This is a genomic window from Thalassotalea crassostreae (assembly GCF_001831495.1).
In the GTDB taxonomy this organism is placed as follows: domain Bacteria; phylum Pseudomonadota; class Gammaproteobacteria; order Enterobacterales; family Alteromonadaceae; genus Thalassotalea_A; species Thalassotalea_A crassostreae.
This window is the reverse complement of sequence record NZ_CP017689.1, coordinates 739,154-763,386: the sequence shown is the minus strand read 5'-3', so window position 1 is coordinate 763,386 and position 24,233 is coordinate 739,154. Positions and strand designations below refer to the sequence as shown.

Genomic DNA, 24,233 nt, shown 5'->3' with positions numbered 1-24,233 from the left:
GAATTGGATAACATGCTAAGCCGATTAAAATCTCGTCTTTTTTGGGATGATACTTTATTAATCTTAACCATGGCCGTACTAGCCGGTTGTGGTTTGATTTACGAATATCTGTTGTCTCAATATGCAGGCCGTGTGCTTGGTATTATGGAAAGCACTATCTATGCAATGATCGGACTCATGATCGTTGCCATGGGACTTGGTTCGTTCGCTGCACGAAAAATTAAGTGCAGCTATAACGGCTTTGTAATCTTAGAGCTGATTATCGCCCTACTCGGTAGTGCCTCTATTTTAATCATTGCAGGTTTTATCGGCTTTTCACAGGTTCTACCAAGTACCATTGCTAACCTATTTGCCTTACCCGCTGACGCCATACCTAACGGTGGAATATTCAAACAAATTTCGGCGCTAGCATTCACCACACCTTATATATTTGGCTTTGTTCTTGGGTTTTTCATTGGTATGGAAATACCGCTAGTTGCACGCATACGTGAGCAATGTCATCAACAACATCTTGAGCATAACTTTGGCACTATGTATGGCGCTGATTACATCGGTGCTGGCGTCGGGGCTGCGATTTGGGTGTTGTTTTTATTAAGTATGGATATCAGCAAGGCTGCTGCGATCACAGCGTCTTTAAATTTAGTCGCTGGTATCGTCTTTATGGCCCGATTTTGGTCATTATTAAAATGGCGAAAAATTCTAGTTGCTGGTCATGTCTTGTTGATGGTGATCATCTGCTTAGTGTATATGGTTGGTAATCAGTGGCTCAATAATATGAGTAACTTACTGTTTCTCGATAAAGTGGTTTACAGTGAACAAACTCGTTATCAACAAATGACTTTTACCAAACGCAAGATGGGTCATGGTCAAAATAATATCGTAAGTTTCTATCTGAACTCAAAATTGCAATTTTCTTCAAGCGATGAGCATATTTATCACAGCTATTTGGTAACCCCTGCTCTCTCCGGTTCGGCGCGTCATAAAAACATATTGATTGTTGGTGGCGGTGACGGTTTAGGCTTACGTGATGTATTAAAGTGGGATGTAGAATCAGTTACCTTAATCGATTTAGATAAACAATTAGTCGACTTTTTCAAGCACCCTGAACGTTCAAATAATACTAGTTTAGCAAGAGAGATTACTCGATTAACTGAAAATAGTTTATTAGACCCAAGAGTATCAGTGATCAACCAAGATGCATTTATTGCAATCGATAAAATGTTAAGTGAAAAACAAGTTTTTGACAGTATTATTGTTGATTTACCCGATCCAAGTCACCCGGACTTAAACAAGCTTTATACCGTCAATTTCTACGCCCGTCTAAAGCACTTACTTGCCGGTGATGGTTTGATATCTATTCAATCTACCAGTCCGTATCATGCTAAGAACGCATTTATTTCAATCGGTAAAACAGTTGATGCCGCAGGGTTTAGTGATGTTGAGCAATACCATGACAATATTCCAAGTTTTGGCGAATGGGGTTGGACAATTGCCAGCAAAACCGGAGCAAAGCCTAGTGCACGCCTACAAAGCCTACAACAGTTACCCGTTGCTAATAGTTGGTTAAACATAGAAACAATGCATGCTGCGTTCGCATTTCCGAATAATTTTTACCAAAATAAAGACAATATAAAAATCAATTATTTAGGGTCGCATCAAATTTACCAGTACCACCAACAAGCCTGGCAAAATCAACAAGGGCTGGAAAATGTACATTTGCAAAATTAACCTTTGACATATTATGTCAGTATGCTAAATTAACTTTATCGACATAATATGTCACTAACATACTATGACGATTTATTATGAGGATTATTATGAATATTCACAAAATTGCCGATCATTTAAACGTATTGGCAGATAATTCAACAACAGGTATGTTGTTTGATTGCCAACCAATTAGTGGCGAAGTAGATGTATTACAAATTACCGTAAGCGGTAGAGAAGAATTACCAATTTTTGTATCTGTAGCAGATGACCAAATTATTTGCATCACTTACCTTTGGGGTGAAGAAGAAGTAAAAGTTGAAAAGCGTACAGCAATGTTAGAAGCGATGTTAGAGATGAGCATTCCAATGCCACTATCATCTTTTTCTAAAATTGGTGACAAGTTTGTAATCTTTGGTGCGTTATCAACGCGCTCATCATTTGACGATATAGAACATGAGCTTGCGGTGTTAAGTAACAACGCGATAGAAGTAATTGATGATATGGATGAATTCCTGGTTTAACAGGTTGTAGGAGTATATATGAGTATTTTTAAGAAAATTATGACCGCTATTCGCGGTGGTGCAACCGAGATTGGTGAAGGCATCGTTGATGCTAATGCAACACGTATTTTTGAACAAGAAATTCGCGACGCAGAGACTCATTTAACCAAAGCTAAACGCGACTTAACTGCTGTTATGGCTCAACAAATGGCAGCTAACCGTGAAGTCGATCGTATTAAGCGCGATGTTAGTGAACATGAAGGTTACGCAGGACAAGCACTAGAGCAAGGCAATGAAACTTTAGCGTTGCAAGTTGCTGAAAAAATTGCCGGTCTTGAAAACGAATTAGCAACACAGCAACAAGCTTTAGATAGCTTCTCTTCAAACGCTGACCGTTTAAAAGAGCTAGTTAAGAAAAGTGAGCGCCAAGTGGCTGAATATAAGCGTCAACTTTCAATGGTTAAAACAACCGAAAGTGTACAAAAAGCGACATCAGCAATTACTGACAACTTTGCATCATCTAATTCTAAATTGTTAAATGCTAAAGATTCACTAGAGCGAATCAAAGCTAAACAACAAAAATTTGATGACCAAATGAAAGCTGCAGAAACTTTAGAAGCGGAAGATTCAGACGTTTCTTTAGAAGCACAGTTAAAAGCAGCAGGTATTGGTAAACAAGATAATAGTGCGAATTCAGTACTTGATCGCATTAAAGCTCAAAAGAAATAAGTGCATTAATTAAAGCAGGCGCAAGTTAGCGCCTGCTTTTTATTTGGATTTGATATGAGTTTTTTCAAAAAACTGTTCTCTAAAGAAGAACAAAAACCTATTCGCCAGCTAAACCAAGTACAAGATTTACTGGTAAACGATATTATTGTCTTCGACGATAGTTTTGCTTTACCTGAAGAGCTTAGAGCTGAGCAGTTTCAAGTCACTGCAATCAATACCTATGAATATGAATTTAATCGCATTTGTGAATGGGTATTAGCCACCAATACTAATATTCAATTGTATTTGTGTTTAGATATTGATGATGAAATTTCACTAAAATTATCTCGAAAAATATCTGAACAAGACGTTGAAGCTATTTTTGATTTAGATGAATTCAGTGATGTATTTGAAGAAGGTAGCCAAACAATACTCACCACCAAAGATACAGGTCATCCCTTATCAAGTTGGTTCAACGAACAATATCGACAAGATACATTCGCTAAAGTCGGCTATTTTCACCGCACAGATCACCGTCAAAATAAACCTTCACAGTATGAAGGTGAAGGTGCCGGTGAACCATTTGAATTATACAGTTTAACTGGACAAGACGACCAATACTCAATCGATGTTGAAGTATGGGAAGATGGTCATACCGATGTCTTTTTAAACCTTTATCGTCCAACAACTGACATTAAAGATTACTACCCGGGAAGCTAATATGACGAAATATAAAGTGCCAGATAAGTGGTCTGCAAGTGTTAAGGCAGTTAAAGCAGTGCAAGTGGCCTTCGATATGGACGAAAAAGTTCAAAAGGAAATTCGTAAAGCTGCTGTCGAAGCCAATTTAAGCCCTTCCGATCAAATTCGAATGATCTTAGGGTTGCCCGTCAATAAAAAACCTAAACGCCCTCGCCTTACGGTATCTTTAAGCCAAGATGACTACCAAATATTGGCAGACAAATACGGCATCGATGTTGAGAGTCAATTGGAGATCAAGCGTAAACTAATGGATGAGCTAGTCGACTTTGTCGATAAAAATTAGAGATGCTGATAGCTTCCCTATTAATGTAACTCGTTATTGAGCCTTATAAATTTGCGAAGTTATTTACATTACATTAATACAATTTGTTACGAGTTTGTCTTACTGATTGAGATAGAATAGCCGAGTCTCCACAAGATTTGAGTGCTATTAATGTTTGTGTATATCCGAAAAACCCGCTTCTATAATGTCGATGAATTCGGCGTCAAAAATTACAATAATGCTTTTGTTGTTTTCGTTGCTATGTGTGTACTTTTTGCCGTCATGTCTATGGCATCATGGGCGATGTTGCAATATGAGCTTCAAGATAAAACTGCCAATATCACTAATTTTGGTGATGCTTTGTGGACCCTGCAAATGACAGTAAGTACGGTTGGTTACGGTGATTATCACCCAGTTACTTTAGGTGGTAGAGTTATTGCAACTATGATGTTCTATATTGGTTTTGGTTTGATCGGTTTTATTGCCACAAAAGTGGTTCGCTCGATCATGAGTTTCTCTAATACTGATGTGCGTAATCGCGAATTAAGAAAGCAAAATGCTGAAATTCTTGAACGAAATAAATTGCTTGAAAGAAAAGTAGATTCGTTAGTTGAGACTATTGCTCGAACCAAACAAGGTTAAGCAATAGTTATCTTGGCTAATAATCTATTATATTTTTATTAGATTAGGCTAGCCAATATGGTTGCAGTGACAAGCCGGCAGTACGCGAGTGTTCAATTGCACCGAGTAAATTTTCTACTTTGTCCTCTAACCAATTAATCAACTTTTGGCATTCTGAGTCTTCGCTATCCGCCAAGTAAGACTTTAATACAAACAAGGTTTCTAGCTCATCAATACCATGATGAATATCGAGCCAAGGACCGCGAAACTCCATTCTGTCATTATTTACAAACAAGCTACCAAACCAACTTCCAGTTAATAAGCTGCGAATGACTATATTATGATTATCTAGATAAGTATCGGCACCGATTAATTTATCGCTAGTAAACTTATTGTATAAATCATCTAGGCTCAATGACAACCAACTTGGAGCCAAGTCCATTAACGCCGGCAACTCATCATGCTCGTCAAATTCAGTTAACACTAACTCCAACATTTCAAGCTGCAATAGATTAAATTTTTCACTATGTAGCAACTCACTGACTTGAGCAAAATCCGGCATTTTGACCAACACATGCTTTAATTGAGACAACAAGGATTGGCTGTTTTCTATTTTTTTCCGGTAGTTGCCCGTTTTCTTGGTTAGCTCTTTAATTTGCTTAGCGGTTTCTACCCATACAATCTCTTTCAGTATGGTTTTAATTTTCTTACGTAACGATTTAGCAACACCCGATGGTAAATACTCTTCGTATAACCATAAACCATGTCGAGTTAATGCTAAACAATCAGATATTTCTTTCAACCGGCTTAAACTTGGCGATTGTTCAAATTGGCTCATTAACTGTTGAAGTTGCGCTAAACATTCAGCAAAACCAACATTAAAAGACTGCATTACGCTCATTTGGCTGGTTAAACCTAATTCAGTGCTAGCAGAGCTAATATGAGGCTCAACTCGGCCAAATACTAAGCCATAACCTCGTGCAGCCTTACTTAGCGTTCCAGGTCGCATTGTCAAACAACTAAATAATAACTTAGCTAATGAAAACAATGCCGAACGCTGGCCTTGAACTAACTCAAGCTCAATTTCATTGATAATCTCAGACTGACTGTTAGAAACAATCTCGCCTTGATCAAATGCTAATTCAATAAGCGTGTCTTTGCCGTATTCAATTAACCAGGTATTACGACTGAAATTAGTTTCAAATAACGGTGCGAGTTGTTCTTGTACATCTTGCACATCAAATTTTTCAGGCCAAATGTCATTAGCAAACAATGATAAGTCAGGCTCTTTGCTAGTGATATCAACATTATATTCTGGACGTTGATGAAGGCCACCAACCACAGTGCCAGCGGTCTTAATTGTTTGTTCCAATTGACCTTCAGCATTACCACGTATGCGCAAACCAATATCGGCTTTTCGTAATTCCAAAGCAGGTGTATCGAAATATATATTAGTGAGGCTTTTTTGGGCGAGCTTATATGAAATTTTATGCTCCGCAAGTGCGGAGTTAATTTTAGTGGCTATATCATTATCTAAAACTAAATATTTCAGTTCTATTTCTGTGTCCATTTATTTTAAATTGGCGCATTTTAATTAAATTGAATATTAACAATACAAAAGCTTGTTTACCCTTTCAATAAAAAAAGTCTCTTTTCAGCAGATGACATCAGTTTTTCACAAAAAAATGGCAATTTTTAACGATTATAAAGGACGTAAATCTTGCTATCAGTGATACAAACACCTAATATCTTTATTATATTAACTTGATAAAAGATCCTTGATTTCCAATGAAAACTTTAGCAACTCTTCTCGGTATTTTCATACTCATATTCTCCTTCGGTACTAGTTTCGGTGTTAGTGCAGAACAAAGCGAAAACAAAACAGGTTTTATCAGTGATGACTTATTTATTTACTTTCATTCCGGCCCAGGTACTGAATATCGAATTTTAGGCTCGATTAACGCTGGTGAAGAAGTGCAAGTATTGTCTGCTGTTGAACGCGGTTATGTGCAGGTTAAAGATAATAAAGGTCGCGAAGGCTGGATTGATAATAATTATCTAAACGACAGTGCAGGTATGCGAGTGGCGTTAGTGGAACTGAATGCCGAACTCGCTGATAAAAACAATCAAATTTCTCAACTGAGAGAAGAGCTTGCTAGTGCTACAACGAGCTTGAATGAAACTAAACAGCAATATAGTGAGCTAAGCAAAGCGAAAGATGAATTAAGTGTTGAACATTTAAAAGTGAGCGAACAATTAGACGACCAAGATTTCCAAACTCAGAAAACATACTTTATTTATGGTGCCTCTGTATTGGTGATTGGGTTAATTTTGGGCTTGATCTTGCCGGCAATGACTCGTCGTCGTAATAGTAATTCTTCTTGGAGTTAAACGTATAACAATCTAATCACTACCTAGAGAGTAATGTTTTTATTATGTAATTTGGCATAATTCAAACCACACAAACAAAAAAACTTAATACTATGATTTACTGTTAGGTTTAATGATGTCTAATTAGCGAATGAGAAAAAGTATTTTCACCATCTTAGGAATATAATCAAATTATGGTACTTTCATATTATCTACTAAAAGTCCCGTACACGATCACTTGGAATGTCCTCAATTTTTTTAATAAAACTGAAGGGATCATGCTGTATTGTGCTAACACCTTGGACTATCAGATTTTTTCTGAAGTGCAAAAGCATTTACCGCCTTTAAAAATTTTAGCCAAAGATAAAAAAGCACAACAAGAACTATTAGCCATAGGCGTAAAATCAAAGGTGTATCCTGCTTTTCCAAAAGCGGTAATAATGTGTAGACAAGCAGGTTATAAATTCCCAGTCAGCAGCATGATAAAAATAGGAATGCGTCATGGCGCATATACCTTTAAACCTTTTGCTAACAGCAAAGGCTATAATTTACTCGATTATTTCTACATGACCAGTTCTACAGAAGTTAAAAGAGCCGAAAAAGTAGGGATAAAATGCGGACTTGCAATTGGCTTTCCAAAATTAGATCCCGCTTTTAATGGTGAGCAATCCACTGAATACACCGAAAAGTTAAAAACAACTATCGGAATAAATAAAAATAAAAAGACACTTTTGTTCACAGCAACCTGGAACGATTCAGGCGTAGCTGCCGTAGATGTGTGGTTTGATAAACTCGACGCTTATACAGATGAATTTAACGTACTTGTTACAGTCCACCCTTGGACTGATCCGAAGATAAAACAAACCATCCAAAACACACCAAATGTATACTTTATTGATAGTGCAGACGTTGTTCCTTTCATTCAAATCTCTGATGTATGTATTGGTGATACTAGTTCTATACTGGCCGAATGTTGTGCACTTGATAAAGCAATTATCACGTTCAAAGTCGATGATGGTAAACGCACAGTAAAAGAAGTGAAACAGATGATAGCTGATTTTAGTATTCAGATTGACACTGCAGAAGAACTGATGGCGGCAATTCGTGTATCATTAGAAACTCCAAAACAAAAAGAAAAACAACGTGCTAGAGCAAATAAAATCATGTTTGATGAGCTTGACGGCAAAGCCGGATTTAGAGCCGCAGAGCATATCAAAAGTATATTTCCTGAACTACAATAACACTTATAACTAGTAAGTTTGGTCATTAAATGAACATAAAAAACATAATTTTCCAATTTTTAGTACTCTCTACACTTTCCTCTGCTGCGGCGAAAGCGGAACCCTGGGTTGATACTTCCAATATATTTCTCCGGTCCGATATTCAATTATTGGCAGACAAAGGTCATTTTAATATTCCTCTCACAACTTACCCTATTATGTGGGCTGATGTGTCTAGAGGCCTTAAAAAAATTGACGAAACAAATTTGGATGATGAAAGTAAAAATGCTTATTGGCACATAAAACAACACTTAAGAAGAGCGACTAACAGTCGCTCTTCTTTGCGCTTTAACGTCGCATCATCGGAAAAAAGATTTACTAGCTTCGGTGATGAATATCGAGATGGAAATGTTGCAAGTGGAAGTTTTACTTTTATGGGGGAGAGAGTTTCAGCCAAGCTATCTGCAAGCGTTGTAGAAGATCCATTAGATGACGATTATGCGCGACTTGATGGTAGTTATATAGCGGGCTATCTAGGAAACTGGGTTTTTTCAGCGGGTATGTACGATAGGTGGTGGGGAGGTAGCTGGGACAGCAATCTTGCGATGACAAATAATGCTCGACCAGTTCCAACCTTGGCAATCTCACGTAAAACCTCTGATCCATTTGTGATGCCTTTTTTTAATCAAATTCAATTTCCGTGGACTGCCACAACTTTTATGGGCCAATTAGAAGAGGAACGACACGTTCCAAATGCTTGGCTATGGGGCTTTAGAGGTACAGTCAAACTGACACCAAAGATAGAGTTTGGCATCACGCGTTTGGCACAGTGGAATGGTGACGGTAGACCAGGAGGATTTGATACATTTTTGGATGTATTTATGGGAAATGATAATTGTGCTGAAGAAGAATTCGGTTGTGAAGAAGATAGGTTAGCAAATGAACCAGGTAATCAATTAGCCGGTTGGGACGTAAGGTATTCAAACCCATTCGATTTACCCTTTAGCGTTTATCTGCAGAAAATGGCGGAAGATGGTAATGCAGATGGTGGTGGACTAAACCCTATAGCTAAATCAGTTGACTTATACGGTGTTGAAACCCGTTTCACCTTGGCGGATATGAATTGGTTAGCATATTTGGAATATAGTGATACGTTACTTGACTGCAGTGTTGAAGAAGATGGCAGTGATGATTTTAAATCGAGCAATTGTTTTTATGAGCACTTTATCTATCAAACAGGTATGCGTTATAAAAAACGTACAATTGGTCATTTATACGACAATGATTCAGAAAGCATAGTTTTAGGTTTTGTTTCACAGATGGATAATTTGGAATCGTGGGAATTCAAAGTAAGACTATTGAAACTAAATTACGATAACAAAGATAAAGAACCAGATAATCCAGATATAGGCCATCCATTAACAAGTAGAGCCGAAGACTCCTTAATGTTTTCAGGTAAATATCAACTTAGAAAAGGCAAGTTTAAATATACCGTTGGTAGCGACATAAGCAGCTCTAGTTTCGAAGACGATATTGATGATACCGATGAAGTCCTACTGTATTTTGATGTGGAATTTACGCTTTAATGACTATGACAAAAAAATACATTCTTTATATCACTAAAAATTATGGTTTTTCGATACTTCGACCTTTGCAAAATGCAATTTTAGCAAGAGGTGGAACAGTCTGCTGGTTTGCACCGGGAGGCAAAGTAGACCACAGCTATTTCGAAAAAGAAGATAAAGTTTTAACTGAAGTAGAAGAACTGATTAAATTTCAACCTGACGCAAAGTTTTTCCCGTCGAATAACGCACCGACATTTTTGCCGGGGATAAATGTTGCAATTTTTCACGGCTTTGACGCTGGCAAGCTAGATAAAAAAGGGAATAACGACCATTTCAAAGATAGAAATTGTTTCGATCTGTTTTGTACCCAAGGCCCTTACTTAACTAAAAACTTTGAAGCCTTACATAAAAGTCCGCCACAATTTCAAGTGACCGAAACTGGCTGGTGTGCTCTAGACGATTTATTTCCAGCAACCTTACCTAAAAATGAAAAACCAACGATATTGTTGTGTTCGACATTTTCTAAATACTTAACCTGTGCGCCGCATTTATTTTCGACTATTAAACAGTTGAGTCAAAAAGGCGACTGGCATTGGTTAATACAGTTTCACCCTAAAATGAATAAAGAAACCATTGAAAAGTACAAATCAATCCAATCTGAAAATTTAGAATTTTGTGACACTTCGGACACCAATCCGTTGTTAAAACGAGCTGATGTGATGGTTTGCGATACGTCTTCAATTCTGATTAGTTTTTTATTATTAAGAAAACCGGTAGTTACCTTTAAAAATATAAATCCTGGCCCGCATTTAATCGATATTGACGACCCAGAATTACTTGAACAGTCAATTCAAACAGCATTAACAAGACCACAATCTCTGCTAACACATATCGATAAGTTTATCAGTGATAATCACCCATATGATGATGGTAAGTCTTCTTATCGAGTTCTAGATGCCGTTGATCTTTATTATCAAAACAAAGATAAATTCGCACCTAAGAAACTGGATATAATCCGTCAGTTCAAGATGCGAAAATCGTTAAATTACTGGAAGTTTTAAAATTTAATCAAAGATAATTGAAAAATCTCTATAAACACTGCTGCAGAAAGAAAAATATATAACTTATTGCTTTTCATCTATTGACAGCCTTTGATAAAAATCTTACTGTTAGGTTGATTGCTCTAGGAAATAAAAATTCAACTAAACAGAATAATTATTTATGACTAACATTTTTAAACAACATATTTTACTTAACCTCCTGCTAGTTTCATGTAGCGGGCGTTTTTCAATTGTTTAAAATAAAATAATAGAATTACCGAAACCCGCATGATATATGCGGGTTTTTTTATTGCTAAAAATCGAAAGATAAGTGCCACAGATAGGATTACGCTATGGACAATACAGTTAAAATTTTTGATACCACATTACGTGATGGTGAACAGGCGCTAATGGCTAGTCTTTCGGTACATGAAAAACTGCAAATTGCATTAGCGATTGAGCGTTTAGGTGTCGATATAATGGAAGTTGGCTTTCCGGTTTCTTCGCCTGGTGACTTTGAGTCGGTGCAAACGATCGCAAAAACTCTTAAGACGAGTCGAGTGTGTGGATTATCAAGAGCTGTAAAAGCTGATATTCAATCGTGTGCAGATGCAATGAGCGTTGCCGAAGCATTCAGAATTCATACTTTTATATCAACCTCAGATGTGCACGTAGAGCAAAAGTTAAAACGTGGATTTGATGACGTTCTTAATATGGCAGTTGATGCGGTTAAATTTGCTCGAAAATTTACTGACGATGTTGAATTTTCCTGTGAAGATGCTGGGCGTACCCCGAAAGATAATTTATGTCGCATGGTTGAGTCTGCAATTAAGGCCGGTGCAACGACTATCAATATCCCAGATACGGTAGGCTATACCATTCCAACCGAATTTAACGGCATCATTACCGATCTATTTAATCGTGTCCCTAATATTGACCAAGCAGTTATTTCTGTCCATTGTCACAATGACTTAGGCCTAAGTGTTGCTAACTCTATTGCCGCGGTTCAAGCCGGCGCTCGTCAGATTGAGTGTACTATTAATGGTATAGGAGAGCGCGCAGGTAATTGTTCGTTAGAAGAAGTTGCCATGATCATGCAAACTCGTGCAGATTATTTAGGCCTTCGCACTAACATCAATCACAAGGAAATTGCTCGAACGTCAAAGCTTGTTAGTCAAATTTGCAACATGCCAGTACAAGCAAACAAGGCAATAGTCGGCTCAAATGCGTTTAGTCATTCATCAGGTATACACCAAGATGGTATGTTAAAAAGTGCTAATACCTATGAAATTATGACGCCAGAAAGTGTCGGTATCAGTAAAACAAAATTAAACTTAACCTCTCGTAGTGGCCGTCATGTCATTAAACATCGCATGGGCGAGTTAGGTTACAAAGAATCAGACTTTGACTTGGAAGAGTTGTATCAAGACTTTTTACAACTTGCTGATAAAAAAGGCCAAGTTTTTGACGATGATTTAGAGGCGCTTTTATATAACAAACAACAGCAAGGCGAAAGCGATACATATAGAATTGAATATTTAAGTGTTCATTCTGGTGGTGGTGAGTTCTCTACTGCCAGTATTAAATTAGCCTGCAATGACGAAGTTAAAATTCAATCGGCTACCGGTAACGGTCCAGTTGATGCCTTGTATCAAGCCATTAAACAAGCGGTTGATATTGATTTTGAAGTTTCAGACTACAAAATTTCCAATAAAGGTGAAGGCGAAGATGGCTTAGGTCAAGCCGACCTAGTTGTGAACTATCAAGGTCGTAAATTTCATGGTTACGGCATTGAAACTGATGTCATTGAAGCATCAGGGAAAGCATTAATTAGTGCATTAAATGCAATTGCAAGAGCACAAAAAGTTGCACAGCTAAAACAACAAGCCGAACAACAAGCAGATCAACAAAAAATTCACGGAGTTTAGAACAAATGGCAAACATAGCAGTACTAGCCGGCGATGGCATTGGCCCTGAAGTAATGGTAGAAGCTAAGAAAGTATTAGCAGCCGTCGCAAGTAAATTTGATATTGAAATCAATACTAAAGATTATGATGTCGGTGGTTTAGCCATTGATAATCATGGTAATGCACTACCACAAGAAACACTCGAAGGTTGTATTGCCAGCGACGCTATTTTATTCGGTAGCGTTGGTGGACCAAAGTGGGCTAATTTGCCACCGACAGAGCAACCTGAACGCTGTGCATTGTTAGGGTTACGTGGCCATTTTGATTTATTTTGTAATATGCGCCCTGCTACTTTGCAGCCAGCATTATCATCGTTATCTACGTTAAGGGCTGATATTTCCGAACAAGGTTTTGATGTATTAGTAATACGAGAGCTAACCGGTGATATTTACTTTGGCCAGCCAAAAGGTCGCAAAGGCGAAGGTGAAGAAGAAACAGGTTTTGATACTATGTTGTATTCACGAGCAGAAGTAAAACGAATCGCCCATTTAGCTTTTCAGGCGGCTCAAAAACGTGACAATAAAGTGACCTCTGTTGATAAGGCAAACGTATTAGCAACCAGTATACTTTGGCGTCAAGTGGTGGAAGAAGTGGCTGTAGAATATCCCGATGTAAGCTACGAACACTTATACGTGGATAATGCTGCGATGCAGCTAGTTCGTGACCCAAATCAATTTGATGTAATGCTTTGTCCTAACCTATTTGGCGATATCTTATCTGATATTTGTGCGATGATCACCGGCTCAATGGGTATGTTACCTTCAGCAAGCTTAAACTCTTCAGGATTTGGTATGTATGAACCTGCAGGCGGTTCGGCACCTGATATTGCTGGCCAAGGTATCGCAAATCCAATCGCACAAATATTATCGGCGGCACTAATGCTGCGTTATAGCCTTAATGAAGATGCTGCAGCAACAGCAATTGAGGCCGCGGTAGCAGATGCTCTTGATAGCAATGTGCTTACAGCAGACTTATTACCAGCCGATCAAAGACATAAAGCAAAATCAACCACTGAAGTTGGTGATTATATTTGCGCACAGATTATTAAGTAAGGGTAGAAAATGGCTCAGACATTATACGAAAAATTATGGAATCGACATTTAATCCAAGATAAAGCAGGTGAAACACCGCTTATCTTTATCGACCGCCATTTGGTTCACGAAGTTACTTCACCACAAGCGTTTGCAAACTTGAAGTTTCATAACCGCCCGGTGCATAGTCCAAAACGCACCATTGCAACAATGGATCATAATATTTCTACCAAATCTTGTGACATTGATGCAGCCGGTGAAAATGCCGCAAACCAACTTAAAACATTAGAGCAAAATTGTAAGGACTTTGGTGTAGAGCTTTTTGGTATGGGTCATAAAAACCAAGGTATTGTCCATGTAATTGGTCCTGAACTTGGTCTTACTCTACCTGGCCAAACCATCGTTTGTGGTGATTCTCATACTGCTACCCACGGCGCGTTCGGTGCTCTTGCATTTGGTATTGGTACCTCAGAAGTTGAACATGTATTGGCGACGCAAACGCTACGTCAAAATAAAGCAAAGACTATGCACGTTGTAGTTAATGGTGAAGCGAATGTCGGTATCAGTGCGAAAGATATTATTCTCGCTATCATAGGTAAAATAGGTCATGCGGGAGCCACAGGCTATGTAATTGAATATTCTGGTGATGCAATCCGCAAATTAACAATGGAAGAGCGCATGACCGTATGTAACATGAGTATTGAGTTTGGCGCTAAAGCCGGATTAATTGCTCCAGATCATACGACCTTTGATTATCTAAAAGACAAAGAATTTGCTCCTAAAGGCGATGTATTTTTACAAGCGGTAAATGATTGGCAAACGCTTGCTACTGATGAAGGCGCTGTTTTTGATAAAACGGTTGAAGTAACGGCTGAAAGTATTAAACCACAGGTAACCTGGGGCACAAACCCAGGACAAGTTACGGCTATTGATTCTGTCGTTCCTTCACCAGACGATTTCAGTGATGCGGTAGAACGAGAGTCTTGTGTTAATGCATTAAAATATATGGATTTAACTCCGGGCACTCAAATAGAAGATATTGCCATTAATAATGTGTTTATTGGCTCTTGCACCAATTCTCGTATTGAAGACCTGCGAGTAGCTGCTCAGGTAGTAAAAGGTAAAAAAGTTGCTGACTCTGTTACTGCTATTGTTGTACCAGGTTCTTATCGAGTTAAAAAACAGGCCGAAGAAGAAGGTTTGTCACAAATGTTTATCGACGCTGGTTTTGAATGGCGCTTGCCGGGTTGTTCTATGTGTTTAGGCATGAACGATGACAAATTAGGTCAAGGTGATCGTTGTGCATCAACCAGTAACCGTAACTTTGAAGGTCGACAAGGTCGAGGAGCAAGAACTCACCTAGTGAGCCCTGCTATAGCGGCTGCAGCGGCAATTGCCGGCCACTTCACCGAGCCAAAGGTTTAGGAGAATATCATGGAAAAATTTAACCAACATACAGGTACTGTCGTTCCTTTTGATCGTGCAAATATCGATACCGATCAAATTATCCCAAAACAGTTTTTACAAAAAACGACGCGCACTGGCTTTGCACAACATCTATTTCACGATTGGCGTTTTCTTGATGATGATGGTCTACAACCTGATCCAAGCTTCATTCTAAATGACGAAAAGTACAAAGGTGTAAGTATATTAATGGCTCGTGAAAACTTTGGCTGTGGTTCATCTCGTGAACACGCACCATGGGCTATTCAAGAATTTGGTTTCAAAGTGGTGATTGCTTCTAGCTTTGCCGATATCTTTTTCGGTAACTGCATCAATATAGGTGTGGTACCAGTGACATTAGATGAAGAGATCATTGACCAACTGTTTAAACAAGCCGATTCAGGTCCATTAGAATTAACCGTGGATCTTATTAATATGAAAGTGATCAATGGCAGCGAACAATATCCTTTTGAATTAACCGCATTCCAAAAATATTGTTTGGAAAATGGAGTTGATGCCGTTGGTTGGACATTGCAAATTGCTGATGAAATAGCTGAATTTGAGCAATCATTACCTGCTTGGCAATAAATATAACTAAATAAAGTTTTAGTTCTTTATTAAAAAGATAAATAGAGGCCCAGTTTAAAACTGTGTTTGCTATTTATCTTTACTTTTTCATGATTTTTACTTTTTGTAGAATTCTTTATACCAAGCGACAAAGTTCGCCACACCTTCATCAATGGCAACTGTTGCTTTATGCCCTGTCACTTTATATAAATCTTCTACTTCCGCATATGTTTGGTAAACATCACCTGGCTGCATCGGCATCAATGTTTTTTCAGCTTTAACGCCTAGCGAATCTTCCATTGACTCAATAAAATCTAATAATTTAACCGGATTGCCGTTACCAATATTATAAATACTATATGGTGCAGAACTTTTAGCAGCAGAGGCATGCTCTACTGTCCATTCAGTGTTTTTTGTAGGAACGACATCTTGAATTCGTATAATGCCTTCAACAATATCGTCAATATAAGTAAAATCACGGCGCATATCACCATGATTAAACACTTTTATCGCTCGCCCTGCAGTTATTGCATCAGCAAATAACATCGGAGCCATATCTGGGCGTCCCCAAGGGCCATAGACAGTGAAAAAGCGTAAACCTGTAGTTGGAATATCATATAAATGGGAGTATGTATGAGCCATTAACTCATTTGATTTTTTCGTTGCCGCATATAGTGATACAGGGTGATCAACACTATCCCCTGTAGAGAAAGGGACTTTAGTATTCAAGCCATATACTGATGAACTTGATGCATAAACTAAATGTTGAATATTATTATGACGACAGCCTTCTAAAATAGTTAGATGGCCAATTAAATTTGAATCCGCATAAGCAAGAGGGTTTTCAATTGAATATCGCACGCCAGCTTGAGCGGCGAGATGAATTACTCTTTCAAATTTTTGCGCTGAAAATAATTCAGCTATCCCTTCTCTATTTGCTAAATCTATCTTTACAAACTCAAATGTGCCCTTAGTCGATTCTCCCTCATCAGAGTATTGCTTTAAAATATCTAAGCGAGCATGCTTAAGGTTAACGTCATAATAGTCGTTTAAGTTATCTAAACCTACAACAGTATGTCCCTGTTCACATAATCGCTGCGCAACATAAAAACCAATAAAACCAGCCGCACCAGTTACTAAATACTTCATAATACAACCCTTCTTCTCTTGTCTTTAATTGGAGAATAATTACTTTTAATCTGAGCCAAATAAATCACGAGTATATACTTTATCAGCAACATCACTGAGCTCACTATCCATTCGGTTAGAGACAATAACATCTGATATTTTTTTGAATTCGACTAAGTCACGGTAAACCTTTGAATGGAAGAAATCATCTTCTTCTAACACCGGTTCATATATAACTACTTCAATGCCTTTAGCTTTAATTCTTTTCATAATTCCTTGGATCGAAGAAGCTCTAAAATTGTCCGAACCGGATTTCATAATTAAACGGAATATACCAACCACCTTAGGTTGTTTAGCAATGATAGAATCTGCAATAAAATCTTTTCGAGTGGTATTAGCATCAACGATAGCGCTAATTATATTATTCGGAACATCTTTATAATTGGCTCTTAATTGTTTGGTGTCCTTTGGTAAACAGTAACCACCATAACCAAAAGAAGGGTTGTTGTAGTGATTGCCGATACGCGGGTCTAAGCCAACACCTTCTATTACTTGTTTAGAATCTAACCCATGAGCTTCAGCATAAGAATCTAACTCATTAAAATAGGCGACGCGCATAGCTAAATAAGTGTTCGAAAATAATTTAACCGCTTCTGCTTCTGTTGAATTAGTGTAAAGTGTCTCAATGTTTTCCTTTACTGCACCTTGCATTAACAAAGCAGCGAACTGCTTTGCTCTACTAGACTCTTCACCAACAATAATCCTTGATGGATGTAGATTGTCGTACAGCGCTTTTCCTTCTCTTAAAAATTCGGGAGAAAATATAATATTTTCATTGTCAAATTTTTTGCGGATGTCTTCTGTATAACCTACCGGTACTGTCGACTTAATTACCATCACAGCATTTGGATTAATTTTAATGACATCTGCAATTACAGACTCAACTGAAGAAGTATTAAAATAATTGGTGATTGGATCGTAATCAGTAGGGGTTGCTATAACGATGTAATTGGCGTCTTGAAAGGCTTCATTTTTGTCAACTGTCGCTTTAAAGTTTAAACTATCTTTTCTCAAAAATTCGGTTATCTCACTGTCGACTATTGGCGACATTTTATTGTTCAGCATTTCAACTTTTTCTAGAACAATATCGACTGCAACAACTTCATTGTGTTGCGCTAGCAACATCGCATTAGACAAACCAACATAGCCGGTACCAACAATAGCAATTTTCATAAAATTAAATTCATATAATTGAAAGCCTTAAGTATATCATCAATCTTTATGCACAAAAGCAAAAAAAGAAAAATACTAATAAATCACTATTAATATTTACATCTAATAATGATTTATTTACCAAGTCGATAACGCTGGTAAACTAAAACGTTGACCTTGATATTGCAGTATAACTTTTTGCGGTAATATTGACTCAATAATCAACCCGTCATTGGTAATTGAACCAGTGTAATAATCAGTGTCATTAAGGCGCAACCAACTACTCGCTTGATCAGAGCTGTACATATGCAATGAAAAGTGCAACGGCGGTACAGAATCTTGTAACCATTTTGGCATCTGCGTTAACGGTTTTACCTGCCCTTCATCTAAACTTGAGTTAGCATTCATCAGCTCTACTTTGTCTTGCTTAGTAGAACCTTGAGTGTCCGATATTGCGGATTGAAATGCTTTTAACAATTCTGGTGAAATGCCCTCTAAATCATCTTCGTTTAAAGTTAAGTTTAACTCTTGGTCTTGATTCTCGACTATGTCTTGAGAGTTGTTTACATTATTATTAGCACTGCGATTGTTATTAGCCGTTGGTAGTTGTGAGTATTCACTCATCAACATTTGAATTTGCATTTGCATTCGCTGCTGCTCAGCCAAATCAAGTTGCTGTTGCTCTGCTAATAACGTTTGCTGTTCAAGTTCAAACTCAGCTTTTCTCAATGCAATGACGGCGTTATTGTAGTTTTCAGGCTGATCAAAATAGTTTTCTACCGAGTTTTGTTCAGCGTCATTATCTTCACTTTGATCTGTAGAGGCTTGGTTTACTTGCTGCTGATTGACCAGAACTAATGCTAACTCTTCATCGCCAATATCATCAAACTTAGGCTGTTCAAATTGGACAACTTTTTGATTGATAATATTCGCTTGGTAGCCTCCCCCTATCAAAAATCCGCTCGTTGCCGCTATAATGATTAGTAGCAAGACAATAAAGATTTGCAGCCAATAGTTCCCTTGTTTACCATTTTGATCTTCGCTAGTTAAAGAAGAATTAAATTCATCACTAAGCTCAACCTTTGATTCCTGCTCTGACTTCTTTAGGGCATCAAGAATATAAGACATTAATTATTCCTCGCTGCTTGCAGACGCTGCTCATTGGATAGTCGAATAACGGTTAAGCTATTGACCCCATTATCTGCTGCGAGTTGATTTCGCTGTTGAAACTGTTTCACTTGATTGGCAAGTAATGCGTCAAACTTGCTCATCTCTCGCATTGGCCTTTGCTGAATGGTGCTTAACTTTTGCTCAAGCCATTGCACTAATTCAATCGAGCTATTTTCATCTATGACGTCGATAAACCCCGCAGGCGGTTGCCATAAAATTGCAGCGCTACCTTGATATTGCTGCTCAAACAAATTTTTACTGATCCAGTAACTGTTACCATTTAATTGCAATTCAATTTTATTGCCATTAACGCTCGTCAAGGTGGCGTAATAATATTGATTTTTATTGTCGTTAAAGCGCAACAATGCTGGGTAGCCCAAATCAAGTAAACCTTGCATTGAGCCTTGATACCAATAACACTGTAGATCAAAATTTAACGCTGCCTGACACGGTTGCTCATTCGCTTGCCATGCTATTTTTCTATGCTTAAATAACTGCGAAAAACCTTGGCTGAAATCACGAGATTGGTTAATTAAACGGTTTGGAATGTTATTTAATTTCTTTGCTTCGTGTTTCGCCTTTGCTTGCAAAGAAGCATTTTTAAGAGCCAATAACTTGCCTTGATTAACTTGTAACTGTTGCTGACCGAAATACACACCAGCGACACTTGCACTTAGTAGCGCGATACTAAGTGCAATGGCTTTAAGTGATGTCCTTAAGCGGCTTTCAGCAGCATCAATAGTTCCAAGAGTTTCACGAGCGGCCAAATTTACTATGGCGCTATCGACCAACTTCTTTTCCTTTGCAAAAGCGCCAAGCAAGGCTCTATCACACAATAAGTTGATCAGCCTAGGGATGCCTTGAGATAACTTATGGATCTGGTTGATTGCGGAGTTTTTAAATATCGTTTCAGTTGCGCCAGCAACATTTAAGCGATGCGCAATATAGGCCTTTACCTCATTTTTATTGAGTGGCATAAGGTGATATCGAGCGGTTATACGTTGCGCCAATTGTCGCAAATCTTTGCGCTTTAACAATTCTTGTAATTCAGGTTGGCCAATTAAAATAACTTGTAACAGCTTTTTCGTATCAGTTTCTAAATTAGTCAGCAAACGCAATTGTTCCAATACTTGCGGTTGTAAGTGCTGTGCTTCGTCAATAATCAATAAGGTATGTTTACCTTGTTGATGATTCTCTAATAGTTTATTTAAAATTAAATCGGTTAACTGCTTAAGTGTCGCTTTTTCACTATCGTAATCAACGTGTAGCTCATCACATACTGTGGCTAACAATTCAATTGCCGATAATGTTGGGTTGACGATAAATGCAGCTTGCGTGTTCTCTGGTAATTCTTTTAACAAACATTTAGAGACTGTGGTTTTACCTGTACCAACTTCACCAGTTAACAAGGCAAAGCCTCCCACATCACCAAGACCATAAGTTAAGTGAGCCAAGGCTTCTTTATGCCTTGCACTCATAAACAAATAGCGTGGATTAGGTGCGATAGAAAATGGAATATCACTAAGGCCAAAATATTCGGTGTAGCCGTTATACATAGGTACTTTAAATTTTTAAGTTAACTCATCGCTGAAACTACTATTTTAGCTGTGATATGTCAAAAAACCATGCTATTTAAAACAATCTTTTTCATATACAATTATATTTTTTACAGTGCGATTTACATTGTATTCAAATAACAGGCTGTTAATGGCTTGATCCTTAACAACCTAGTTTTCAGTAATTAAAATGGCAACATAAATGACAAGCAACTCTTTGCAAGATTTAAATATTTACTTGGTTGGCGGCGCCGTGCGCGACTCTTTACTAGAGCGTCAAATAGTCGAACGAGACTATTTGGTTGTCGGAGCGACCGAGCAAAAAATGTTAGATTTAGGTTTTGTTCAAGTTGGCAAAGACTTCCCTGTTTTTTTACACCCTCAAACTAAAGAAGAATACGCACTGGCGCGTACAGAGCGCAAACAAGGTAAAGGCTACACAGGCTTTGTTTGTTACGCAGAGCCAGATGTCACCATTGAAGAAGACCTGCTACGTCGAGATCTAACTGTCAATGCAATGGCTATGGATTCAAACGGTAATATTATCGATCCATACAATGGCCAACAAGATTTAAAAGATCGGTTATTACGCCACGTATCTGCGGCATTTAGCGAAGACCCATTACGAGTGTTACGAGTAGCGCGCTTTGCCGCAAGATATCATTATTTAGGTTTTAACGTCGCCGACGAAACCATGTCTTTAATGAGCGAAATGGTAAACAATGGTGAATTAAACGACTTAACCGCCGATAGAATTTATAAAGAGTTTTCTCGGGCTCTGCTTGAACCAAGTCCAAGTGTGTTTATTGAAATTCTAAGAGCAACCGGTGCCTTAAAAGCGTTATGGCCTAGTTTAGATAAATTGTGGGGCGTGCCAAACCCTGAGCAACATCATGGTGAAATAGATAGTGGTATTCATACCTTAATGGTACTTGAACAAGCTGCCTTACTTTCTGAGCATATCGCCCCGCGTTTTGCCGCTTTATGTCATGACTTAGGTAAAGGTTTAACCGCAGAAAAATACTGGCCTAAACATCATGGTCATGAAAAATCAGGGTTGCCTTTAGTTCGTCATATATGCGACTCATTCAAAGTACCTAATCAAATCAAACGATTGTGTTTATTAGTGTGTGAATTTCATTTGCATTGTCATCGAGCATTTGACTTAAAAGCCAGTACTGTGCTGACACTATTGAATAAATTAGATGTGTGGCGCAGACCCGAAGACTTTGAACTGTTTTTACTGACCTGTGAAGCGGATCATCGCGGTCGAAAAGGCAATGAGAAAACACCCTATCCACAAGCCAGTTATTTACGCGACGTAGTCAAAGAATGTAAGCAAATAAGCCCTAAAGTGTTTGTTGAACAAGGCCTTCAGGGCAAAGCAATTAAAGCGGCTATTGATAACGAAAAACTGGTTATTATTGAATCGATAAAGGCGCAGTTAACGGAGTAACGCTTTCCTTAACTTCTAACTAAGGTTTTAAACAATAAACCAAATTAAGAATGCGCCTAGTACTAAGCGGTAAATTACAAAAGGCATCATCCCTACTTTATCAAGCAAAATCAAAAAGTAATGAATACACGCGTAAGCGCTAATAAATGCAATTGAAGCACCTAATGCAATTGCTTCCCAATCGACACCGTTTGCTTCGAGAATAAGTTTTAACGTTAAATAACTGCCTGCCATTGCGATTGCAGGAATAGACAATAAAAATGAAAAACGAGCTGCTGCGTCTCGACTTAACCCTAACATTAAGCCCATAGTCATGGTGATACCTGAACGTGATGTGCCAGGAATTAATGCGACAGCTTGTGCTAAACCAATATACATTGCCCCTTTAAAACCTAAACTGTCGATGGTTTTATTTTGTTTAGAGGTTTTATCGACAAAACCTAGCAACAAACCAAATACAATTGTGGTTAAGGCGATAACAGCGGCTGAGCGCAAGTTATCTTCAATAAAATCTTTACCGAGTAAACCGAACAATCCTGCCGGAATGGTGGCAAAAATAATCCACCAGGCCAATTTACTGTCTTGATTGTGCTGTTTCTTAACTATTGAATTGCCCCAAGCAACAAACATTGAAGATACTTCTTGGCGAAAGTAAATCATGACTGCAAGCAAGGTTCCAACGTGTACTGCGACATCAAAGGCTAAACCTTGGTCAACCCAACCAAGTAACTGAGACGGTAATATTAAATGCGCCGAACTTGATATTGGTAAAAACTCTGTTAAGCCCTGTATCAGCGCTAATATAATAGTTTCGATGGTTGACATTTTATTCCTTAAAATTGCATTTTGTTTTTATTATTAACAAGTTATCTTGGTTTTGAAGCGTTTAATGCTGAGCTTAGACTATACCTCTAAATTTGCAGGCCATTGAAATTCAATTTTTGCAATCGCTTGTTTGCTTTGGTCGTACTCTTGCCATAACTGCTGATAGGTTTTATTTATTACAGGATGAATTAAATCGGCAGCTATTTCGGCTAACGGTTTTAATACGTAGGCATTTTTAGGGATTTCATCACGAGGGACTTGTACTGGCTCATCGATGATCAGATCATCATAAAGCAGTATGTCTAAATCCATTTTTCGGGCACTGTATTTTTTAGAGAAATCGACTCGACCATGTTGTTTTTCTAATTTCTTTAACAGTTCACCAATATATTTAGGCGACTTATCCGTTTCTACAAGTGCGACTAGATTATAAAAGTTATCACCGATAAACCCGACCGGTGCACACTCATAAACAGAAGACAAAATGACATTGGCAAATTCTTGTAGCAATGAATTTACGGCAAATACAATTTGCTGTTCACGTTCAATGTTACTGCCTATGGAAATATAAACTTGTGCCATTAACAACAATCCGACTGTTTAGTACCACGTTCGATAATGACGCCGACAGCACTGGCTTCTTTTACCGCTGTTGGCTTAGAAATTTTTAAACGTAACCACTTAATACCATATTCATTCATTAAGTGAGCGGCGAGTCGTTCTGCCAATGTTTCAATCAAATCAACTGGATTGGCATTGGAGAAATCATCAATCAAGGTTGATATTTCAGCATAATCTAATGTTTTGGCTAGTTCGTCACCACTCGCAGCGCTGCGAATATCAGTACCCATTTGCAAATCAAACACTAACAATTGCTTAATTTTCTTTTCCCATTCGTAATAACCAATGGTGGTTTGCACATTCAAACCTTCAATAAATACTACATCCATAATAAAAGTGGCCAATTCACAGTAAAAATTCTAAATTTGCACGATTTTACCCCATTTGTCTGTGGAAAAACCACTAGAATGGCTGATAGAATGGCAAAAGATTGAAATTGCACGTAAAACCGGCAATTTATACTAGTATAATAGTCAAAGAATCAAATTAATCATTACCA

Annotated in this window: 23 protein-coding genes; 15 read left to right on the top strand and 8 right to left on the bottom strand. The window is 38.0% G+C overall.

What is annotated here, in order from left to right:
• Positions 1–12 precede the first annotated feature (12 nt).
• The 6 genes from LT090_RS03425 to LT090_RS03400 all read left to right on the top strand — a co-directional run bounded on the left by LT090_RS03425 (position 13) and on the right by LT090_RS03400 (position 4,584).
• Complete coding sequence (locus LT090_RS03425; protein WP_068544645.1) at positions 13–1,728, top strand: polyamine aminopropyltransferase; 1,716 nt, start codon at positions 13–15, stop codon at positions 1,726–1,728.
• Positions 1,729–1,817: 89 nt separating this feature from the next.
• The gene (locus LT090_RS03420) at positions 1,818–2,231 is read left to right on the top strand and encodes a YjfI family protein (RefSeq protein WP_068544646.1); all 414 of its coding nucleotides are present in this window, start codon (positions 1,818–1,820) and stop codon (positions 2,229–2,231) included.
• 18 nt (positions 2,232–2,249) lie between these two features.
• A complete protein-coding gene (locus LT090_RS03415) occupies positions 2,250–2,939 on the top strand; it encodes a PspA/IM30 family protein (protein WP_068544648.1) in 690 nt (229 codons plus the stop codon).
• A gap of 54 nt (positions 2,940–2,993) precedes the next feature.
• On the top strand, positions 2,994–3,638 hold the full coding sequence (locus LT090_RS03410; protein ID WP_068544650.1) for a hypothetical protein: 645 nt from the start codon (positions 2,994–2,996) through the stop codon (positions 3,636–3,638).
• 1 nt (position 3,639) lies between these two features.
• Complete coding sequence (locus tag LT090_RS03405) at positions 3,640–3,963, top strand: hypothetical protein (RefSeq protein WP_068544652.1); 324 nt, start codon at positions 3,640–3,642, stop codon at positions 3,961–3,963.
• A 150-nt stretch (positions 3,964–4,113) separates the two neighbouring features.
• Entirely contained in the window at positions 4,114–4,584 is a 471-nt protein-coding gene (locus LT090_RS03400; RefSeq protein WP_068544654.1) for a potassium channel family protein, read from the top strand.
• Between the two features lie 43 nt (positions 4,585–4,627).
• On the opposite strand, the gene LT090_RS03395 is transcribed toward LT090_RS03400, so the two are convergent.
• Positions 4,628–6,133 carry a CYTH domain-containing protein gene (locus LT090_RS03395; protein WP_068544656.1) on the bottom strand — a complete coding sequence of 502 codons (1,506 nt, stop codon included), beginning with the start codon at positions 6,131–6,133 and terminating at the stop codon, positions 4,628–4,630.
• A gap of 218 nt (positions 6,134–6,351) precedes the next feature.
• Here LT090_RS03395 and LT090_RS03390 point away from each other — a divergent pair, with 218 nt between their 5' ends.
• The 8 genes from LT090_RS03390 (at position 6,352) to leuD (ending at position 15,787) form a co-directional block, all read left to right on the top strand.
• Entirely contained in the window at positions 6,352–6,954 is a 603-nt protein-coding gene (locus LT090_RS03390; RefSeq protein ID WP_068544658.1) for a TIGR04211 family SH3 domain-containing protein, read from the top strand.
• A gap of 173 nt (positions 6,955–7,127) precedes the next feature.
• Positions 7,128–8,174, top strand: coding sequence for a CDP-glycerol glycerophosphotransferase family protein (locus LT090_RS03385; RefSeq protein WP_082897027.1), 1,047 nt, complete (start codon positions 7,128–7,130; stop codon positions 8,172–8,174).
• Positions 8,175–8,203: 29 nt separating this feature from the next.
• A complete protein-coding gene (locus LT090_RS03380) occupies positions 8,204–9,739 on the top strand; it encodes a capsule assembly Wzi family protein (protein ID WP_082897028.1) in 1,536 nt (511 codons plus the stop codon).
• Complete coding sequence (locus LT090_RS03375) at positions 9,739–10,779, top strand: CDP-glycerol glycerophosphotransferase family protein (protein ID WP_226996517.1); 1,041 nt, start codon at positions 9,739–9,741, stop codon at positions 10,777–10,779. The genes LT090_RS03380 and LT090_RS03375 overlap by 1 nt, the downstream gene beginning before the upstream one ends.
• 332 nt (positions 10,780–11,111) lie before the next feature.
• On the top strand, positions 11,112–12,686 hold the full coding sequence (leuA, locus tag LT090_RS03370) for a 2-isopropylmalate synthase (protein WP_068544664.1): 1,575 nt from the start codon (positions 11,112–11,114) through the stop codon (positions 12,684–12,686).
• A 5-nt stretch (positions 12,687–12,691) separates the two neighbouring features.
• Positions 12,692–13,777: a 3-isopropylmalate dehydrogenase gene (leuB, locus tag LT090_RS03365; RefSeq protein ID WP_068544666.1), complete on the top strand. Its 1,086-nt coding sequence runs from the start codon at positions 12,692–12,694 to the stop codon at positions 13,775–13,777.
• A 9-nt stretch (positions 13,778–13,786) separates the two neighbouring features.
• Positions 13,787–15,181 carry a 3-isopropylmalate dehydratase large subunit gene (gene leuC / locus LT090_RS03360; RefSeq protein ID WP_068544668.1) on the top strand — a complete coding sequence of 465 codons (1,395 nt, stop codon included), beginning with the start codon at positions 13,787–13,789 and terminating at the stop codon, positions 15,179–15,181.
• A gap of 9 nt (positions 15,182–15,190) precedes the next feature.
• Entirely contained in the window at positions 15,191–15,787 is a 597-nt protein-coding gene (gene leuD / locus LT090_RS03355) for a 3-isopropylmalate dehydratase small subunit (RefSeq protein ID WP_068544670.1), read from the top strand.
• 96 nt (positions 15,788–15,883) lie between these two features.
• On the opposite strand, the gene LT090_RS03350 is transcribed toward leuD, so the two are convergent.
• The 4 genes from LT090_RS03350 to LT090_RS03335 all read right to left on the bottom strand — a co-directional run bounded on the left by LT090_RS03350 (position 15,884) and on the right by LT090_RS03335 (position 20,832).
• The gene (locus tag LT090_RS03350; protein WP_068544672.1) at positions 15,884–16,915 is read right to left on the bottom strand and encodes an NAD-dependent epimerase; all 1,032 of its coding nucleotides are present in this window, start codon (positions 16,913–16,915) and stop codon (positions 15,884–15,886) included.
• 45 nt (positions 16,916–16,960) lie between these two features.
• Positions 16,961–18,127 carry a nucleotide sugar dehydrogenase gene (locus tag LT090_RS03345; protein ID WP_068544674.1) on the bottom strand — a complete coding sequence of 389 codons (1,167 nt, stop codon included), beginning with the start codon at positions 18,125–18,127 and terminating at the stop codon, positions 16,961–16,963.
• A 117-nt stretch (positions 18,128–18,244) separates the two neighbouring features.
• Positions 18,245–19,234: a general secretion pathway protein GspB gene (locus LT090_RS03340; protein WP_068544676.1), complete on the bottom strand. Its 990-nt coding sequence runs from the start codon at positions 19,232–19,234 to the stop codon at positions 18,245–18,247.
• Positions 19,234–20,832 carry an AAA family ATPase gene (locus LT090_RS03335; RefSeq protein WP_068544678.1) on the bottom strand — a complete coding sequence of 533 codons (1,599 nt, stop codon included), beginning with the start codon at positions 20,830–20,832 and terminating at the stop codon, positions 19,234–19,236. The genes LT090_RS03340 and LT090_RS03335 overlap by 1 nt, the downstream gene beginning before the upstream one ends.
• A gap of 202 nt (positions 20,833–21,034) precedes the next feature.
• On the opposite strand from LT090_RS03335, the gene LT090_RS03330 reads away from it, so the two are divergent.
• Positions 21,035–22,288, top strand: a complete 1,254-nt coding sequence (locus tag LT090_RS03330; protein WP_068544680.1) for a multifunctional CCA addition/repair protein — start codon at positions 21,035–21,037, stop codon at positions 22,286–22,288.
• Positions 22,289–22,315: 27 nt separating this feature from the next.
• On the opposite strand, the gene LT090_RS03325 is transcribed toward LT090_RS03330, so the two are convergent.
• The 3 genes from LT090_RS03325 to folB all read right to left on the bottom strand — a co-directional run bounded on the left by LT090_RS03325 (position 22,316) and on the right by folB (position 24,063).
• Entirely contained in the window at positions 22,316–23,113 is a 798-nt protein-coding gene (locus LT090_RS03325; RefSeq protein ID WP_068544682.1) for an undecaprenyl-diphosphate phosphatase, read from the bottom strand.
• A 78-nt stretch (positions 23,114–23,191) separates the two neighbouring features.
• On the bottom strand, positions 23,192–23,695 hold the full coding sequence (gene folK, locus LT090_RS03320; RefSeq protein WP_068544684.1) for a 2-amino-4-hydroxy-6-hydroxymethyldihydropteridine diphosphokinase: 504 nt from the start codon (positions 23,693–23,695) through the stop codon (positions 23,192–23,194).
• Positions 23,695–24,063 carry a dihydroneopterin aldolase gene (gene folB, locus LT090_RS03315; RefSeq protein WP_068544686.1) on the bottom strand — a complete coding sequence of 123 codons (369 nt, stop codon included), beginning with the start codon at positions 24,061–24,063 and terminating at the stop codon, positions 23,695–23,697. Before folB ends, folK begins: the two co-directional genes overlap by 1 nt.
• Between the last annotated feature and the right edge of the window lie 170 nt (positions 24,064–24,233).

What these genes read in the sequence shown, in the direction of transcription:
- LT090_RS03325 (WP_068544682.1), bottom strand. Translation starts at nt 23,113, where the DNA reads ATGTCAACCATCGAAACTATTATATTAGCGCTGATACAGGGCTTAACA.
- LT090_RS03385 (WP_082897027.1), top strand. Translation starts at nt 7,128, where the DNA reads ATGGTACTTTCATATTATCTACTAAAAGTCCCGTACACGATCACTTGG.
- LT090_RS03375 (WP_226996517.1), top strand. Translation starts at nt 9,739, where the DNA reads ATGACTATGACAAAAAAATACATTCTTTATATCACTAAAAATTATGGT.
- folB (WP_068544686.1), bottom strand. Translation starts at nt 24,063, where the DNA reads ATGGATGTAGTATTTATTGAAGGTTTGAATGTGCAAACCACCATTGGT.
- folK (WP_068544684.1), bottom strand. Translation starts at nt 23,695, where the DNA reads ATGGCACAAGTTTATATTTCCATAGGCAGTAACATTGAACGTGAACAG.
- LT090_RS03390 (WP_068544658.1), top strand. Translation starts at nt 6,352, where the DNA reads ATGAAAACTTTAGCAACTCTTCTCGGTATTTTCATACTCATATTCTCC.
- LT090_RS03410 (WP_068544650.1), top strand. Translation starts at nt 2,994, where the DNA reads ATGAGTTTTTTCAAAAAACTGTTCTCTAAAGAAGAACAAAAACCTATT.
- LT090_RS03350 (WP_068544672.1), bottom strand. Translation starts at nt 16,915, where the DNA reads ATGAAGTATTTAGTAACTGGTGCGGCTGGTTTTATTGGTTTTTATGTT.
- LT090_RS03415 (WP_068544648.1), top strand. Translation starts at nt 2,250, where the DNA reads ATGAGTATTTTTAAGAAAATTATGACCGCTATTCGCGGTGGTGCAACC.
- LT090_RS03405 (WP_068544652.1), top strand. Translation starts at nt 3,640, where the DNA reads ATGACGAAATATAAAGTGCCAGATAAGTGGTCTGCAAGTGTTAAGGCA.
- LT090_RS03420 (WP_068544646.1), top strand. Translation starts at nt 1,818, where the DNA reads ATGAATATTCACAAAATTGCCGATCATTTAAACGTATTGGCAGATAAT.
- LT090_RS03330 (WP_068544680.1), top strand. Translation starts at nt 21,035, where the DNA reads ATGACAAGCAACTCTTTGCAAGATTTAAATATTTACTTGGTTGGCGGC.
- leuB (WP_068544666.1), top strand. Translation starts at nt 12,692, where the DNA reads ATGGCAAACATAGCAGTACTAGCCGGCGATGGCATTGGCCCTGAAGTA.
- LT090_RS03340 (WP_068544676.1), bottom strand. Translation starts at nt 19,234, where the DNA reads ATGTCTTATATTCTTGATGCCCTAAAGAAGTCAGAGCAGGAATCAAAG.
- LT090_RS03425 (WP_068544645.1), top strand. Translation starts at nt 13, where the DNA reads ATGCTAAGCCGATTAAAATCTCGTCTTTTTTGGGATGATACTTTATTA.
- leuD (WP_068544670.1), top strand. Translation starts at nt 15,191, where the DNA reads ATGGAAAAATTTAACCAACATACAGGTACTGTCGTTCCTTTTGATCGT.
- LT090_RS03335 (WP_068544678.1), bottom strand. Translation starts at nt 20,832, where the DNA reads ATGTATAACGGCTACACCGAATATTTTGGCCTTAGTGATATTCCATTT.
- LT090_RS03400 (WP_068544654.1), top strand. Translation starts at nt 4,114, where the DNA reads ATGTTTGTGTATATCCGAAAAACCCGCTTCTATAATGTCGATGAATTC.
- LT090_RS03345 (WP_068544674.1), bottom strand. Translation starts at nt 18,127, where the DNA reads ATGAAAATTGCTATTGTTGGTACCGGCTATGTTGGTTTGTCTAATGCG.
- leuA (WP_068544664.1), top strand. Translation starts at nt 11,112, where the DNA reads ATGGACAATACAGTTAAAATTTTTGATACCACATTACGTGATGGTGAA.
- LT090_RS03395 (WP_068544656.1), bottom strand. Translation starts at nt 6,133, where the DNA reads ATGGACACAGAAATAGAACTGAAATATTTAGTTTTAGATAATGATATA.
- LT090_RS03380 (WP_082897028.1), top strand. Translation starts at nt 8,204, where the DNA reads ATGAACATAAAAAACATAATTTTCCAATTTTTAGTACTCTCTACACTT.
- leuC (WP_068544668.1), top strand. Translation starts at nt 13,787, where the DNA reads ATGGCTCAGACATTATACGAAAAATTATGGAATCGACATTTAATCCAA.